This window comes from Arthrobacter sp. 01N444 (assembly GCF_056399305.1).
This window is the reverse complement of the sequence record NZ_JBFTRB010000004.1, coordinates 110393-126105: the sequence shown is the minus strand read 5'-3', so window position 1 is coordinate 126105 and position 15713 is coordinate 110393. Positions and strand designations below refer to the sequence as shown.

At 66.8% G+C, this 15713-nt stretch carries 18 protein-coding genes; 10 read left to right on the top strand and 8 right to left on the bottom strand.

What is annotated here, in order from left to right:
* The first annotated feature begins 17 nt into the window (after window positions 1–17).
* The 4 genes from AC1DKN_RS06895 to AC1DKN_RS06880 all read left to right on the top strand — a co-directional run bounded on the left by AC1DKN_RS06895 (window position 18) and on the right by AC1DKN_RS06880 (window position 3618).
* Window positions 18–965: a TauD/TfdA dioxygenase family protein gene (locus AC1DKN_RS06895; protein ID WP_476870844.1), complete on the top strand. Its 948-nt coding sequence runs from the start codon at window positions 18–20 to the stop codon at window positions 963–965.
* The gene (locus AC1DKN_RS06890; RefSeq protein ID WP_476870843.1) at window positions 962–2380 is read left to right on the top strand and encodes an LLM class flavin-dependent oxidoreductase; all 1419 of its coding nucleotides are present in this window, start codon (window positions 962–964) and stop codon (window positions 2378–2380) included. Before AC1DKN_RS06895 ends, AC1DKN_RS06890 begins: the two co-directional genes overlap by 4 nt.
* A gap of 88 nt (window positions 2381–2468) precedes the next feature.
* The gene (locus AC1DKN_RS06885) at window positions 2469–2771 is read left to right on the top strand and encodes a DUF4193 domain-containing protein (protein WP_028276296.1); all 303 of its coding nucleotides are present in this window, start codon (window positions 2469–2471) and stop codon (window positions 2769–2771) included.
* A gap of 94 nt (window positions 2772–2865) precedes the next feature.
* Window positions 2866–3618, top strand: coding sequence for a lytic transglycosylase domain-containing protein (locus tag AC1DKN_RS06880; RefSeq protein WP_476870842.1), 753 nt, complete (start codon window positions 2866–2868; stop codon window positions 3616–3618).
* Window positions 3619–3704: 86 nt separating this feature from the next.
* On the opposite strand, the gene AC1DKN_RS06875 is transcribed toward AC1DKN_RS06880, so the two are convergent.
* Window positions 3705–4292 (bottom strand): hypothetical protein, encoded by a 588-nt coding sequence (locus AC1DKN_RS06875; protein ID WP_476849193.1) that lies wholly within the window; start codon window positions 4290–4292, stop codon window positions 3705–3707.
* 332 nt (window positions 4293–4624) lie between these two features.
* Between AC1DKN_RS06875 and AC1DKN_RS06870 the strand changes: the two genes are divergently transcribed.
* Window positions 4625–5203 (top strand): histidine phosphatase family protein, encoded by a 579-nt coding sequence (locus AC1DKN_RS06870; protein ID WP_476870841.1) that lies wholly within the window; start codon window positions 4625–4627, stop codon window positions 5201–5203.
* Window positions 5204–5212: 9 nt separating this feature from the next.
* On the opposite strand, the gene AC1DKN_RS06865 is transcribed toward AC1DKN_RS06870, so the two are convergent.
* Complete coding sequence (locus AC1DKN_RS06865) at window positions 5213–6112, bottom strand: C2 family cysteine protease (protein WP_476870840.1); 900 nt, start codon at window positions 6110–6112, stop codon at window positions 5213–5215.
* 314 nt (window positions 6113–6426) lie between these two features.
* Between AC1DKN_RS06865 and AC1DKN_RS06860 the strand changes: the two genes are divergently transcribed.
* The 5 genes from AC1DKN_RS06860 to AC1DKN_RS06840 all read left to right on the top strand — a co-directional run bounded on the left by AC1DKN_RS06860 (window position 6427) and on the right by AC1DKN_RS06840 (window position 10444).
* Window positions 6427–7101 carry a DNA alkylation repair protein gene (locus tag AC1DKN_RS06860; RefSeq protein ID WP_476870933.1) on the top strand — a complete coding sequence of 225 codons (675 nt, stop codon included), beginning with the start codon at window positions 6427–6429 and terminating at the stop codon, window positions 7099–7101.
* Window positions 7102–7222: 121 nt separating this feature from the next.
* A complete protein-coding gene (locus AC1DKN_RS06855; protein WP_476870839.1) occupies window positions 7223–7711 on the top strand; it encodes a histidine kinase in 489 nt (162 codons plus the stop codon).
* 77 nt (window positions 7712–7788) lie between these two features.
* Window positions 7789–8634 carry a DUF4097 family beta strand repeat-containing protein gene (locus AC1DKN_RS06850; protein ID WP_476870838.1) on the top strand — a complete coding sequence of 282 codons (846 nt, stop codon included), beginning with the start codon at window positions 7789–7791 and terminating at the stop codon, window positions 8632–8634.
* A gap of 32 nt (window positions 8635–8666) precedes the next feature.
* Window positions 8667–9611, top strand: a complete 945-nt coding sequence (locus AC1DKN_RS06845) for an ATP-binding cassette domain-containing protein (protein WP_476870837.1) — start codon at window positions 8667–8669, stop codon at window positions 9609–9611.
* Window positions 9608–10444, top strand: a complete 837-nt coding sequence (locus AC1DKN_RS06840; RefSeq protein ID WP_476870836.1) for an ABC transporter permease — start codon at window positions 9608–9610, stop codon at window positions 10442–10444. Before AC1DKN_RS06845 ends, AC1DKN_RS06840 begins: the two co-directional genes overlap by 4 nt.
* A 204-nt stretch (window positions 10445–10648) precedes the next feature.
* On the opposite strand, the gene AC1DKN_RS06835 is transcribed toward AC1DKN_RS06840, so the two are convergent.
* The 6 genes from AC1DKN_RS06835 to AC1DKN_RS06810 form a co-directional block, all read right to left on the bottom strand.
* Window positions 10649–11671 carry an LLM class flavin-dependent oxidoreductase gene (locus AC1DKN_RS06835; protein WP_476870932.1) on the bottom strand — a complete coding sequence of 341 codons (1023 nt, stop codon included), beginning with the start codon at window positions 11669–11671 and terminating at the stop codon, window positions 10649–10651.
* A gap of 310 nt (window positions 11672–11981) precedes the next feature.
* Window positions 11982–12164, bottom strand: a complete 183-nt coding sequence (locus AC1DKN_RS06830; protein ID WP_476870835.1) for a hypothetical protein — start codon at window positions 12162–12164, stop codon at window positions 11982–11984.
* Between the two features lie 411 nt (window positions 12165–12575).
* Window positions 12576–13514: an NmrA family NAD(P)-binding protein gene (locus AC1DKN_RS06825; RefSeq protein WP_476870834.1), complete on the bottom strand. Its 939-nt coding sequence runs from the start codon at window positions 13512–13514 to the stop codon at window positions 12576–12578.
* 145 nt (window positions 13515–13659) lie between these two features.
* The gene (locus AC1DKN_RS06820) at window positions 13660–14040 is read right to left on the bottom strand and encodes a hypothetical protein (protein ID WP_476870833.1); all 381 of its coding nucleotides are present in this window, start codon (window positions 14038–14040) and stop codon (window positions 13660–13662) included.
* A gap of 6 nt (window positions 14041–14046) precedes the next feature.
* A complete protein-coding gene (locus AC1DKN_RS06815; RefSeq protein ID WP_476870832.1) occupies window positions 14047–14367 on the bottom strand; it encodes a hypothetical protein in 321 nt (106 codons plus the stop codon).
* Window positions 14368–14410: 43 nt separating this feature from the next.
* Entirely contained in the window at window positions 14411–15709 is a 1299-nt protein-coding gene (locus tag AC1DKN_RS06810; protein WP_476870831.1) for a Y-family DNA polymerase, read from the bottom strand.
* Window positions 15710–15713: the final 4 nt, after the last annotated feature.

Sequence of the window (15713 nt, the reverse complement as noted above, 5' to 3'; positions counted from 1 at the left end):
CAAAGGACACAACCACCATGTCGACAACCACCGAAACCCGGCTCGAATTCCGGCAACTCAGCGCCCGCATCGGCGCCGAGATCCGGGGCCTGGACCTCAGCAATGACCTCAGCGACGCCACCATCGCCCAGATCCGTGCGGCCCTGAACACCCACAAGGCCCTGGTCTTCCGTGACGCCAACGTCCACGACGACGAAGCCCAGGTCCGCTTCGCCGCCCGCTTCGGCCCGCTCACCCAGGCACACCCAACCGTGGCCTCCGTCGAGGGCAAACCTGCCGTCCTGCCGGTGGACAGCGAAAACGGCAGCGCGAACAACTGGCACACCGACGTCACGTTCGTCGTGAACCCGCCGCAGGCCTCCACCCTGCGCAGCATCACCTTGCCGGCCTACGGCGGCGAGACCCTGATCGCCTCGGCCGCCGGAGCCTACACCGATCTGCCGGAGGAGCTGCGGAACTTCGCCGACACCCTGTGGGCCATCCACACCAATGATTACGACTACTCCGTGCCGAAAAACCTCGAGCACGCCAACGCCGGTGAGCGGCGGAAGGAATTCACCCGGATCCACTTCGAGACTGCCCACCCCGTGGTCCGGGTCCACCCGCTGACCGGCGAGCGCGGCCTCTTCATCGGCGGCTTCGCCCAAAGGCTGCGCATCGTGGGACTGTCCAACACCGAATCCAAGGACATCCTGCGGCTGCTCCAGGCCTACGTCACCCGTCCCGAGAACGTGGTCCGCGTCAACTGGGAACCGGACCAGCTGGTGCTGTTCGACAACCGCATCACCCAGCACTACGCCCCGGACAACTATGACGGCCAGCCCCGGCAGCTGAACCGGGTCACGGTGGCCGGCGACGTACCCCGCGGCGTCGACGGACGCAGCAGCACGTCCATCCAGGGCGATTCATCCGTCTATTCCGAGACGGTGGAACTGCGCGCCGACTCTCCCGGAGTTCAGCTGTGAGCGGGGCACGGCAGCTGCACCTGAACGCGTTCCTCATGAGCACCGGTCACCACGAGGCCTCGTGGCGGCTGCCGGAAAGCGACAGTTTCGCCGGGACGGACGTCGCGCATTTCCAGCAGCTGGCCCGAACGGCGGAACGCGGCACGTTCGATTCGATCTTCTTCGCGGACTCACCGGTGCTGCACGGCGACGTCGGCCAGCGGCCCTACGGCACACTCGAGCCGACCGTCCTGCTCGCCGCCATCGCCGCCGTCACCGACCGCATCGGGCTGATCGCCACGGCGTCCACAACCTACAACGACCCCTACAACCTGGCCCGCCGGTTCGCTTCCGTGGACCACATCAGCGGCGGCAGGACCGGGTGGAACGTGGTCACCACCGCCGGAGACGCCGCCGCGAGGAACTTCTCCCTGCCGGACCAGCCGACCCACGCGTTGCGGTACGAGCGGGCCGCGGAATTCCTCGACGTGGCCCGCAAACTCTGGGACAGCTGGGAGGACGACGCCGCTCTCGGCGACAAGGAAGGCGGGACCTGGGGAGACAACACCCGGGTCCACCCGGTCAACCACTCCGGCACGTACTTCAGCGTCCAGGGGCCGCTGGACGTGCCACGCTCCGCCCAGGGCCACCCGGTGATTGTGCAGGCCGGCTCCTCAGAGGACGGCAAGGACTTCGCCGCCCGCTACGCCGAAGCGGTGTTCACGGCGCAGCAGACGCTGCCGGACGCTCAACGCTTCTATGCCGACCTGAAGCGGCGAACCGCCGCCGCCGGCCGTGACCCGGGAACGATCAAGGTGCTCCCGGGCATCGTTCCCGTCATCGGCTCCACCGAGGCCGAGGCGCGGCGGCTGGAGCAAGAACTCGACGAGCTTATCCACCCGGAGCACGCCAGAAGGCAGCTTGCCGGGGTGCTGCGGGTCCCCGCAGCATCCCTGGCCCTGGACGCCGAGCTGCCGGACGACCTGCCCTCCGAGGACGAGATCGAAGGGGCCAAGAGCAGGTACACGCTGATCGTAGACCTCGCGCGGCGGGAACGGCTGACCGTGCGCCAGCTCATCGGCAGGCTCGGCGGCGGCCGCGGCCACCGCACCTTCTCTGGCACCCCTGGGCAGGTGGCCGACGCGATCCAGGAATGGTTTGAGGCCGGGGCGGCGGACGGCTTCAACATCATGCCGCCCGTGCTTCCGTCCGGCCTGGACGCCTTCGTGGACCACGTCATCCCGATCCTGCGGGACCGCGGACTCTTCCGGCGCGCATACAGTGGACGGACGCTCCGCGAACACTACGGGCTGCCCCGGCCGGCCAACACCTTCGCCTCGGCTGCCCGCAGCAGTCCGGCGGCCCCGGGCCCGGCGGGTTCCCAGGACCCCAGGCCGGTGCCGGTCGACGAGGTCCCGGGACTCCGTTCGGCCTGAAGGACTTGGTTCACATGAGGCAGCGACGCGCGCAATGGTGTACGTTGGCTTCCCGTCAGAACTAAACACAGGAATGAGAGTCACCCCCGTGGCAACCGATTACGACGAAGTCCGATCCGACGTCAAGGAGTCGCAGGATAATTCCCTGCAGGCGCTGCAATCCGCCAACGCCCCGGATGCCCGCAGCGTTGTCCGTGAACTGGATGAAGCCGACGCTTTTGACGATGCGATCAGCCCGGGCGGGGAAATTGTCGCCGAGGAACTCGTCGTGCAGGTCATCCCGCAGGCGCAGGACGAATTCACCTGCTACTCCTGCTTCCTGGTCCGGCACCGGTCCCAGGTTGCACGCGAAAAGAACGGCCACGCTTACTGCGTCGAGTGTGTTGGCTAGGGCCATGGCCTCCCGCGTGTCCGGCGCCGGCGCGGTTTTCCGTGCCGCGCCGGACAGGCGGGTCAGCACCGTCCCCGGCCGGCCCGCTTAGTCTATGCTCTGTCTGAAACGCCTTGCCGTGCTCGGCCTGTTCGTATTTTGCGTCATCACCGGGTTCTTGTTTTGGGTCTTCCGATTCTCCGGCGCGGAAGCCCGCGTGGCCTTGCCCGCGCCGCCGCGGGCAGAGGCGAAACTCGAATCGCTGTCCGCCGGCATCACCTCCGCCGTGAACATCACCCGGAGCGCGGACGCCGAGTGGCTCACCCATGCCGCCGCGCAGACCGGCATCCCAGCCCGGGCCCTCCAGGCCTACGTGGCGGCGGCCGATGCGGCCAACACATCGGCCCCCACCTGCGGGATCGGCTGGAATACGGTGGCAGCGGTGGGCTTCGTCGAATCCGGCCACGGAACGTACGGCGGCGGCAGCCTGACCGCCACCGGTCAGGTGAGCGGGCCAATTGTCGGTCCGAGCCTGAACGGTGACGGCTTCGCCGCGATCCCTGATTCGGACGCCGGCGCCCTGGACGGTGACGCCCGGTGGGACCACGCCGTCGGACCCATGCAGTTCATTCCCTCCACGTGGCAGCTCGCAGGCCGGGACGGGAACGGGGACGGAACAGCAGACCCGTTTAACATCGATGACGCCGCGCTAAGTGCCGCCTCATACCTGTGCGCACACGGTGGTGACCTGACCACCGCCGCGGGCTGGGCCGACGCGATCTACTCCTACAACCAGTCTGATCCGTACGTGGACCATGTACGCGACCGGGCCACTGCCTACGCCGCACAGTCGGGCACTCCCGGATAGCGCAACCGTGCAGCTCGACTTAGTCTCCGGACACCTTGCCGACTCCCATAGTGATTGGCAGCGGCTGGCCGCGCTCCGGCCGGGCCCTAAGCCCATGCCCTGGCAACCAGGTCTCCTGCAGGACCGAGAATGAAGTCCACATTGAGGGATGCGCTGGGCCCCTCACCCATAGAGATCTTCTCGTCGAAAGACCCAAAGGTTGCCGGCAAGAAGTACCCCACGTTGTCCCAGTAATACTGGAAGACATACAGGAGGGGATCTTCGATCGTGTCCAGGTCCTCCCCAAGGCGGTACACAACAATGGCCTTCTTGCGGACCTCTTGGGAATTCGAGCACCAGGGCAGAATCAGCCCTCCCGCATTAGCCATATTTCCGGGCGGAACCTGATCCGTGTCCCTTGGAATGATCCCCGAGGGATCGCCCGGGCCAAAGAGGGGATTCCACTCAAGGTCCTCGTAGAACAGGTTCACGCCCACATCGTCTGGCTGTCCCGGCAGACGGGTTCGGTTGGTGAGCCTTTCTAAGCCTGAATTCCACAGTAGTGGTCCTCTGCGGTCCTGGGCACCGTACGAAACCTTCTTCCGCGACCCGGAAATGGACGCCCCCGCCGCGTCTTTGGCGGCCCTGGCCGCAGTTACCGTCTTGGGGCCTTGGGCCGGTTGCTCGAGATCCATCCTTACTTCTCCTGTCCAAGAGGTGACCGGAGCGCTCCCGTTGGTGACCGCAAGCGGCTCCGCCGGGGAGGGGCTCAAGGGATGCAATATGCTCCGCCGTGCAGCGGTTGTTGCGGCATGAGGGCTCCGTCGGGACGGTTATCGGCCATCTGAGGAATGACTCTCGTGTGAACTTTGCGTCCGGTGCTTGCCATGCGTCAAGGGACTATGCGAAGTGGCGGTGTATTGTGATCGCTCTTTGCCGCTCTTTGCCGATGAAAAGGATGCTCGCTGCGGCTCCCAGACCGGCGCCTCTGTCATCGCCAGCCTGCCGTCAGGGCAGAATGGAAGGCATGACATCTACGACGTTCGCCCTCATCCTCCATGGCCAGACGGACTGGAATGCACAGCGCCGGCTGCAGGGATCCACCGACATTCCTCTGAACGACGTCGGCCGCGGTCAGGCTCGCGACGCCGTCGCCGTCCTGTCCGGCTATGAATGGGACGCGATCGTGTCTTCACCGCTGAGCCGTGCCGCGGAAACCGCCGATCTCATCGCCGCCGGGCTCGGCCTCAGCGTGGCCCGGCGCGTGCCGGAGCTCGCCGAGCGCAGCTTCGGACCCGCGGAGGGCCTTCAGGACGGTCCTGAACTGGACGCACTGCGCATCCCCGACGGGTTCCGCGGCGCAGAAAGCGAGGACGAGGCCGCCGGCCGAGGGTTGGCCGCGCTTGAGGCGCTGGCCGAGGAGTTCCGTGGCCGCCGCGTCCTGGCCGTCGCCCATGGCACGCTCCTGCGCGTGAGTCTCAGCCGCGCCGTCGGCCGCACCCTGGACAGCATCGACAACGCCGTGCTCAACCTGGCCCACCACCATGCCGTCGACGGCTGGCAGCTCGAATACTTCAACGGCGAGCGGGCCATGGCTGCCGTTTAGGGCTGCCGCTCAAGGATATGTTGGTATCGCGATGTACTGGTTGATGTTCGTTGACTGGAAGGTCGCAAAAGCCAGCGTGGTGTGGCCACCCTCCGGGTCACCTACCACAACCGTTTGGTCGGAGGGATTCAGACCCAGCAATGCGTAGGAATGGTCGGAGACCAGCTCGCCGTCGGAGTTGGACGTCCCAAAGGTCACGAGGCCTTTCGTGAAATCCTGCTGCATCTGCTCAAAGCTCACTCCCGTCATGGGGCCGCCGGGGTTGCGGTCGACGCCCACCTCGCCGGTGATGGCATAGAGAGCATTGTGTACATCATGATCCTGGGCGTTGCTGAGGTCGGTGCCATCGATGCCGTTGTAGCTGTTGCCGTTCGCGGCCGCCCACCCTTTCTCGATAATCGCGGCCCATGACACGTTTTTGCCATCGATATTTTCGATGCCGTTTTCGAAGGGCTTGCCGCGGCGGTACGGAAGATCACCGTTGACCGTGACCGTCACCGGATTGGACACCCCGTCGTACTTGCTGTGGAAGGAAATGGTGTAGGTGCCGTTGCCGTTGTCATGGACCATGTTCAAGACGGTCGCAGGGGCCCGGGACGCCACTGTCATCAACGCTGCGAGGAAATAGCAATCGCCGGCGTCACCCTGCTTGATATTCGTCAAGTCTCCGGAGAGATCTGGGTTTCCGGAATCATCAAGCGCAAACAGAACCTGATTCGGGACCTTCTGGAAAGCCGCACGTCCCGATACTGAAGGATTACTCACCGGGGCCCCGGACGCTCCCGGAGGCGTCGTGACCGGTGACCGGGTAGTCACGATCCACGCAATTCCAAGAATTACCATCACCGCCACCACTGAGAAAATGACGGCGGCGCGAATTTTTGCCGGCCTGGATCCTGCACGTTCCATGTTCCGAGCCCTCCCGTCCTGCGGGGTTCCAGCCCCGCAACGGCACCGCCGCGGCAACCTTCCGGGGGCTGCCGCCGTCGGGTCTCTCCCGGTTGATCAATTCATCAGCTGATCAACAGCTTGCCGCAGGCAACCAGTCTGGGGCAAGGGGCAGCGGGCGATTCACAGGTGAGCACCGGACGCTCACCGGCGTGCGCGGCAACGGTGCAGTCGTCTGTTTTCGTCGCCAAGCCGCATATTGCCGCGGGCGGCCGAACCGCCGACGTATGCTGAATCGCACAAGCAACGGACAGGAGGCCGAGGTGGCCCAGACGATGGAAACCGGAACGACGGCGGCCGAGGTGATGGCCGAGCTGGCTGACCTCGAGGACCCGAGGATCCGGGACGTGAACGCCAAGCACGGTGACGACCACGGGGTGAACCTCGGCAAGCTGCGGGCGTTGGCCAAGCGGCTCAAGACGCAGCAGGAGCTGTCCCGTGAGCTGTGGGGGACCGGTGATACCGCGGCGCGGCTCCTGGCGCTCCTGATCTGCCGTCCGAAGGCTTTCGATCGTGATGAGTTGGACGGCATGTTGCGCCAAGCGCACACTCCCAAGGTGCAGGACTGGCTCGTCAACTATGTGGTGAAGAAGAACCCGCATGCCGAGGAACTGCGCGTGGCCTGGTTCGCCGCTCCGGACCCGCTGGTGGCAAGTGCCGGCTGGGCGCTGACCACCGACCGCGTTGCGAAGAAGCCGGAGGGCCTCGACCTGCCAGGACTGCTCGACATCATCGAGGCGCAGATGAAGGACGCCCCGGACCGCTTGCAGTGGGCGATGAACCACTGCCTGGCCCAGATCGGGATTGAGCACCCCGCACACCGCGCCCGCGCGATCGGCATCGGCGAGCGTCTCGAGGTGCTCAAGGATTACCCGACGCCGCCGAACTGCACCTCTCCGTTCGCGCCGATCTGGATCGCCGAAATGGTGAACCGACAGGACGCCAACTAGGACTCAGGGCGGGGGGCCTTTCACCCGTACTCACCCTCATCGAGCCGCCGCACCAACCTGCGGATCACCCGTGACACCACGAAGGCTTGACGTGACACCACCGTGGTGTCACTATGGTGGCATGGAACTCGGACAATACGTCAACGACCTACAGCGGCAGCTAGTGGATGCCGCGGAGAGCGGCTCGGAGGACACCCGCGCCGTGGCCGAGCGGCTCGCCGCCGGACTGGACGCCGCGACCCGGCTCGTGCTCCTCGACGTTCTCTCGGCTGCGGCCGGCGAGATCACCCGCGACCTCGCACCCGGATCAGTCGACATGCGGCTGCGCGGACGCGACGTCGAATTCGTGGTGACCCAGCCGAACCCGGAATCTGACACCGACGAGCGGCCGGCCGCACCCCTCGACCTCGACGACGCGAGCACCTCGCGCACGACGCTCCGCCTGCCGGATGCCCTCAAGACGCGGGTGGACGAGGCCGCGGCCGCTGACGGCCTGTCCGTCAACACCTGGCTGGTCCGCGCGGTCGCAGCCGCTCTCCAGCCCAAGCAGCGACGATCCGCGCAGCGCACGCTGCGCACCGGCGACAACTTCGCCGGCTGGGCGCGCTAAACCGCCCACCGCACCACACCCACCAACCACGCGGACCCGCGGGGTCGATCAAACACACCCAAAAGGAAGGCGCCAGCATGCCCACCTACGACACCCCCACCCCCATCGACCTCGCCATCAAACTGCAGGTCGGCGCGATCGAAATCATCGCCACTGACCGTGACGACACGGTCGTGACCGTCTCGCCGACGAACCCCGCGAAGGCAGTCGACCGCCGGGGCGCGGAAGAGACCAAAATCGACGTCGACGGCCAGCGGCTCATCATCACCGGCCCCCGGCCCCGCATCAGCTGGATCGGCCCAACCGAGTCGGTCGATGTGAAGGTCGAGCTGCCTGCCGGGTCGCGGCTCACCGCCGAGATCGGGGTCGGCGGCGTGCGCGCTGTCGGACGCCTCGGCGCAACCCGGATCAAGAGTTCGATGGGCCGCGTTGATCTCGACTCCACCGGCGACCTGTGGCTGCGCGCCTCGCACGGCAACGCGACCCTCGGCACCGCCGAGGGCGGGATCGAGATCACGGCCGACCACGGTCAGATCCGGATCGGCAAAGTCACCGGCGACGCGATCCTCAAGGCGTCGCACGGCACCATCCTGATCGGGGAGTCCGGCGGCGACCTTGAAGCGAAGCTCTCCTACGGCGACCTCGAGATCTCGAAGGCACTCGGCTCTGTCGCGGCGAAGACCGCCTACGGCAGCATCCAGCTCGCAGAGGTCTCGAGTGGTTCCATCCAGGTCGAGAGCGGCTTCGGCCAGGTCACCATCGGCGTGCGGCCCGGCGTTCCCGCCTGGCTCGATCTGTCCTCGAAAGAGGGGCACGTCCGCAAGCAGCTGGACAGCGACCGCGCTCCGGACGCGTCCGAACAGACCGTCGCAGTGCGTGCACGCACCCAGCACGGCGACATCAGCATCCAGCGCGCTCAATGACTCCGGGCCACCAACAGAAGGGAACCAAGCACATGAACACGCCAGCAATCGACGTCCGCGGGCTGCGGAAGTCCTACGGTGCAAAGGCCGTGCTCGACGACGTCGACCTCACCGTGGACGCGGGCACAGTCACCGCGCTGCTCGGCCCGAACGGCGCCGGCAAGACGACGACCGTGCACATCCTGTCCACCCTGGTGCGGCCCGACGGCGGCACGGCACTGGTGAACGGATGCGACGTCGTGCGCGACCCTGACGGCGTCCGCGCCGCGATCGGCCTCACCGGCCAGTTCTCCGCGGTGGACAAGCTGCTCACCGGCGAGGAGAACCTGCTGCTGATGGCCCGGCTGCGCCATCTTGGAGCGAAGCGCTCGAGGGCCCGGGTGGTCGAGCTGCTTGAGCAGTTCGACCTCGTGGAGGCCGCCCGTAAGCCGCTCGCCACCTACTCGGGTGGGATGCAGCGCCGCCTCGACCTGGCCATGACCCTCGTCTCGGCGCCCAGCGTCATCTTCCTGGACGAGCCCACCACGGGCCTGGACCCGCGCAGCCGCCACACCATGTGGGACATTGTCCGCAGCCTGGTCGCGGACGGCACCACCGTGCTGCTCACCACCCAGTACCTGGACGAGGCGGACGAACTCGCGGACCGCATTGCGGTGCTCGACGGCGGCCGGCTCGTCGCCGAGGGGACGCCGGACGAGCTCAAGCGCCTGGTGCCCGGCGGACATATCCGGCTCCGGTTCGCTGACGCCGGGCGGCTCGACGCCGCCTCCCGCCTGCTCGGCGAGTGCGCCCGCGACGACGCCGGGCTCTCGCTCACGGTGCCGAGCGACGGCGGTGTCGGCGCGCTGCGCACCGTGCTGGACCGCCTCGACACGGCCAACCTGGAGGTCGACGACCTCAGCATCCACACCCCGGACCTCGATGACGTGTTTTTCGCGCTCACCGGCCGGGTCGAGACGAAGGGAACCGAATCATGACCACCATCGCCGCCAAGCGCCGGACGGCCCAGGGCACCCGCCAGCAAGCGCACGTCATTGCCGACTCGGTGACGATGCTGCGCCGCAACCTGCTGCACATGCTGCGCTATCCGGGCCTGTCGGTGTTCACCATCGTGGGGCCGGTAGTCCTGCTGCTGTTTTTCGTGTTCGTGTTCGGCGGCACGCTCGGGGCCGGCCTGCCCGGCGCGGATCCGGCCGGCGGGCGCGAGGCGTATGTCGCCTACGTCATGCCAGGCATCTTGCTGTTGACCATCGCCGGCAGCGCAGGCGGCATCGCGACGACCGTGTCGATGGACATGACCGAGGGCATCACCGCGCGGTTCCGGACGATGGCGATCTCGCGGGCCGCGGTGCTCGCCGGGCACGTGCTTGGCAACACCATCCAGGCGATTATCGCCGTCGTGCTTGTGCTCGGCGTCGGCCTCCTGATTGGCTTCCGCCCGGCCGCCGGGTTTGTCGAATGGATCTCCGCCGCAGGTCTGATCGTGCTCATCGCGTACGCGATCAGCTGGCTCGGGGTGGCCATGGGCATGCAGGCGAAGTCGGCCGAGACCGCCAGCAACCTGCCCCTCGTGCTGACCTTCCTGCCCTTCCTCAGCAGCGGCTTTGTGCCGACCGAGTCGATGCCGGAATGGCTGCAGTGGTTCGCGCAGTACCAGCCGTTCACGCCGTTCATCGAGGCCATCCGCGGGCTGCTGCTCGGTACCCCGCTCGGCTGGAGCCCGGTGCTGGCAATCGGGTGGTGCGTCGTGATTGTGGTCGCCGGGTACGCCTGGTCGATGGCGATCTACGAGCGCAAGTCGGTGCGCTGAGCCCGGGTGCACCCGGTTTCTGCGGGCGGTCGCGAGCGCATCGCGGCCGCCCGTCCTGTGCTTCAGCCGAAGTGGCGTTCGGCGTCAAGGCTGCCGCGCGGGTGAGTGCCGGCCGGACCGGCGTCGTCGCCGTCGCACTGGCGTTGCAAGGCTGGATCCCGCAAGTGTCGACGGCGCGGTGCCCGGGGAATCTGTCACGAGGGGTCAGCGCCAGCCGAGCTGCGGCGCCACATACTTCAGGATCGACTCGATGACGTGGGCGTTGTAGTCGACACCGAGCTGGTTCGGGACCGTGAGGAGCAGGGTGTCTGCCGCGGCGATCGCCTCGTCCTCGGCCAGCTTCGCGGCCAGCTCGTCCGGGGCACCGGCGTAGGAGCGGCCAAAGACCGCGCGCGTTTTCTCGTCGATGTTGCCCACCTGGTCGGAGCTGTGGCGGTCGCGGGCGAAGTATTGCCAGTCGCGCTCGTCCGTCAGCGCGAAGATGCTGCGGCTGACCGAGACGCGCGGCTCCCGCTCGTGCCCCGCCTCCTTCCAGGCCCGCCGGTAGAGCTCGATCTGCTCGGCCTGCTGGACGTGGAAGGGCTTGCCGCTCTCATCATCCTTGAGCGTGGAGCTCTGCAGGTTCATGCCGAGCTTCGCAGCCCAGATGGCCGTGGCGTTCGAGCCGGAGCCCCACCAGATGCGCTCGCGCAGCCCCCTCGAGTGCGGCTCCACGCGCAGCAGGCCCGGAGGGTTCGGGAACATCGGGCGGGGGTTCGGCGCCGCAAAGCCCTTGCCAGTGAGCACCTCGAGCAGACGCTCGGCGTGCCTGCGGCCCATGTCGGCGTCCGACTCGCCCTCGGCGGGGGCGAAGCCGAAGTAACGCCATCCGTCGATGACCTGCTCGGGTGAACCCCTGCTGATGCCCAGCTGCAGCCGGCCGCCCGCGATCAGGTCGGCCGCGCCAGCGTCTTCCGCCATGTAGAGCGGGTTCTCGTAGCGCATGTCGATCACGCCGGTGCCGATCTCGATGCGGCTTGTCCGGGCCCCGATCGCAGCGAGCAGCGGGAACGGGGAGGCGTATTGCTGCGCGAAGTGGTGGACCCGGAAGTAGGCGCCGTCCGCACCCAGCTCCTCGGCCGCGACCGCGAGGTCGATCGCCTGCAACAGCGCCTCCGACGCGGTGCGCGTGCCGGAATCCGGGTGGTCGGTCCAATGGCCGAAGGACAGGAATCCGATGTTCTTCACACCGGAAACGAACATGATGGCGGCGGTTCTTATTCCCACTGGATCGTGTCAGGTATTTCTGGCCCCCAGAAGGGCATTTGAAAATGACCTCATCCCGACAGGCGCCTGTGTGCGGTGTGGCCGTCAAGGACGAAGCGGATGAACGCCTCAATCTGGCCGGAGCCTGGCGCCCTTAGGCGGGACCGGGGGATCCGCCGGCCGAGTAGGGGGTCCGGAAGAGGGTGATTCCCCATTCCGGGTTGTGCAGCACGATTCCAGTCTCCCGCTGTGCAAACTGAAACGGAGCCTGAAGGTATCGTTTCATCCGCGCCTATTCCTGGTCCCACGGGAAGTTGCACGTGCCCAGGGAACTTTCCAGTGTCCCCACATCCGGCGTGATCGTTTCGCCGGCAATGCTGACCGTGACCGCATACGAAGCGCAGGGGATACGCACGGTCATCAACGTGCGGCCGCCAACGCTGCCGAACCGTATCGCGTAATCGCCGGAGCTCATTCCCGGATCACGGGGCACAGAAGCCGGCGTCATGGAACCGGATGTGAAGTACTGGCACTCCAGCGCTCCATTGCCTACGACTTTCTCTGCACGCTGTGGCCGGCATTCATCTAAACCGTGCCCGGGGGCAGGCGGAATCGGCGGAGCCGGGGCGAGGGTCATGCCTGGTGACAGTCCGGCGCCCGTCGATGGTGCGGCCGTGGCGGCGGGCGGTTTGGTGACGGTTTGCTCGCCTGCCGACGTGCTGAGTGGGGGAGTTGACGCGCAGGCCGCGGTTAGCGCGACGACGGCGAGGAATACTACGGACAGCAGTGTCGGCGTCGTGTGCATTCCATAACGAGCGGGTCCCCCGGGCGCGGCCATGATCCGAACCCTAGGGGTTCGGGGCTTGTCCTTGCAACAACCCCCAGGCTAGGGGACCGGGGCCGGTGAGCTCTGCTGCACGTGCTGGTCCAGGACGTCCCGGGCGGTGGTCCACGTCCGGCTCCCGTACCGGTCGTTGCTGACGTAGTTCAGGGTCGCGTCGCCGCTGAACATGCTGGCGAAGTACTGCATGCCCTGCCACGGCGGGAACGGCTTGTCAGAGGCCGGCATGAGGGCTTTGACGGCCCGGCTCATAGCAGTCAAGGAGCCGACGCTGCCCGCGTAGAGGAGCCCGAATTGCGTTCCGGTCAGGTCGGACATGGTGGCTGCCAGGGTCCTTGCCGTGACCTGGTCTCCGGCGATCTGAAGGACGCGGGGCGCCCGCTCGTCGAGGGCGGCGGCGGCGGTGTAGGAGGCAGTGTCATCCTTCGTGGTGAAGTCGAGCACCTGGTCGGCGTCGGACCAGAAGAGCACCCGACGCCGGGAGAACAGGATCATGGGAGCCTGCCCGGAGAGCATGTCGGTGAAGGCGCCATTGAGGATGGAAGTGGCCCGGATTTCGGTGGCATCCAGCCGCTGTGCAAAGTCTCGGCGGAACTGCAAGTTCCGGTTGCTTCGGGGGCGGATTCCGCGGTAATCGATGGAGTAATCGGAAGGGATGAAACGCGGTACGCCCACCGCGGCCGCCGCCTCCAGCAAGCGCGATTGGGCGTCGAGAATTGCGCTGTCCACGCCGTTGATCGCGGAGACTACGCAGTCAACATCCGCGCAGGCCCTTCGGAGGGCCACCGGATCGTCGTAGCCCGCCTGGATCACTTCGACGCCTTGGGCGCGGAGCAGCGCAATGCGCTCCGTGCTGGTCCCAGGCCGTGTCAGGACCCGAACGGTGGCCCCCAGGGCGACCAAATTCTGCAGGATACGCCCGCCGAGATCGCCGGTGGCGCCGGCCAGAAGGACAGTGCCCGGAGTGGGAGTCGTCGGGATCATGGTTCGCACCTCAAGTGTCGGGCGGAAAGGGATGGTGGGCTAAAGACTACCAACGGCAGGGCAGCTGCGATTCCCGCGTGTGACTCAATACATCCCGGGCCGGACTCATCAGCGGAACCGTTGCACGTCGGGTCGCGGGCCTGACCTAACTCCAGCGGTGGGATTCCAGCGCACGAAACAGGGGAGCGCGGCCGCTTTTCAGATGGTCAACGGGGCGGGACCCGCCGAGTTCCCGGCAGGGTGTAACCATCCAGACCGTGAAGTAGTTGTGCGGAACCTTCAGTTCTATGGCGCGCTGGAAGAGGTCGACGACGGTCGGGTGGAGGTGGCCGCCGGCGACGAATTGGAATCCCGGGCAGAACGTGCCGTCGTCGATGAAGACGCGGACGAGCTGCTGCATTACCGGGTCGGGGTCGTCCATCAGTTCGGCGAGTCGGCGGCGGACCTGTTCCAGGGCGGGCAGCGTGAATTCTGCCCTGATCCTCGCCCAGGTCTGGTCGTTGATCGGCTGACTTTTCAGTGACACCGTTGCCTAGCCGCCGTCGCTGATGTCTTCCAGGAGCCACTGGACGGAGCGCGGATTCCGGCGCAGCGTGAACGTGCGCAGCGCTGAATTCGACCCCAGCCGGGCCTCGACGCGCCAGTATTCGATACCGGCCGGGTTGGCGCCGCCAGCGGCGGCCGTGCATCGGGTGCCCCGCCCGGCGTCACCGCTGATCCAGTGCCGGGATTCGGTGGCCGGATCGACAAGCCAGATCCGTCCGTCGTGCCGGATGGCAAGGGGCTTGCCTGCCGGGTCGAGCCGGACTTGAAGGTCAAGGGCTCGTGTGGGGTTTTCGGTGCTGAGGGTCATGGGGTGGTCTTTCGTGGTGCGGTGCTGCGGGGGCGTGGTGGCGTTAGGCGGCTTTGACGAGGGGGAGTTCGTCCCAATGGGTGGTGTAGCGGGGGGAGAGCATGCCCCGTTTCATGGTCCAGTCCGGCCCGCCCCGTATGCCGGCGTGGCCGAGGCCGATGGAGCCGCGCCCGTATCGGCGGGTCACATCTTCCAGGAGGGTTCCGATGTGGCGTTCCTCGTGCGGATTCTGGAACAGGGCCAGCGGTGCCTGGTTGCCGGTGGGCCGCAGGTCGGTGACCATGATGCCGGCCCGGGCGTATTTGATGCCTTCCTGGATGTGGGGCAGGAGGGCGTGGGCGGCCCGGGTGAGCAGGACGGGATCGGCGGTGGGCATCGGCAGCGGCACGCACACCGAGGGGTAGGAGGTGTCGTTCGGGTTGAAGTGCGAGGTGCCGGCGAAGGCGGTGAGGACCTTGGCCTGGAGGCTGTATTTGGCCAGCCGTGCCGATGCCTGCTGGCCGTAGACGGACAGGACCTGCCGCATGCCGGCGGCGGTGGTGATGGGGGTGGCGAAGGAGCGCGAGAAGATGAGCTGGTCCCGGCCGATCCGTTCTTCCTCCATCGGGATGCACGGCGTGCCCTGCAGCTCCAGGACGGTGCGCATCATGACCACGGAGAAGCGGTCCCGGATCATCACCGGGTCGGCCCGGGACAGGTCAAGGATGCACTGAAGCCCTAAGGCGTTGAGGCGTTTGGTCAGGCGCGTCGCGACGCCCCAGATTTCGATCACAGACAGCCGGCCCATCAGCGCTTCCCTGGTGGCGGCGGGCACGGAGTCCCAGTGGCAGACCCCGTCGAAGGCCGGGTTGTGCTTTGCCCATTTGTTGGCCAGTTTCGCGAGGGTCTTGGTCCCGGCGATCCCGACGCAGACCGGAACCCCCACGTTGCGCCGCACGGCTGCCTTCATGGTCTGGCCCAGGACCAGCAGGTCCTCCGGCGCGCCTTTGACGCCCAGGAAGGCCTCGTCGATGCTGTAAACCTCCAACCAAGCGCTGTAGCGGCCCAGCAGTTCCATCACCCGGGCGCTGATGTCCCCGTAAAGCTCGTAGTTGCTCGAGAGGGCAACAAGTCCCCACTCCTTCGCCCGCGGGGCGAGTTTGAACCATGGTTCACCGAGGCCGATGCCGAGAGCCTTGGCTTCCGGGGACCGGGTGACGGCGCACCCGTCGTTGTTGGACAGTACGACGACGGGCCGGCCTTCGAGGGACGGGTCGAATGCCCGCTCGGCCGAGGCGTAGAAGCAGTTCACATCCACGTGCGCGATCTGCGGCATCCGCCGCATCGGGGAGGGCTTAGACATGGTG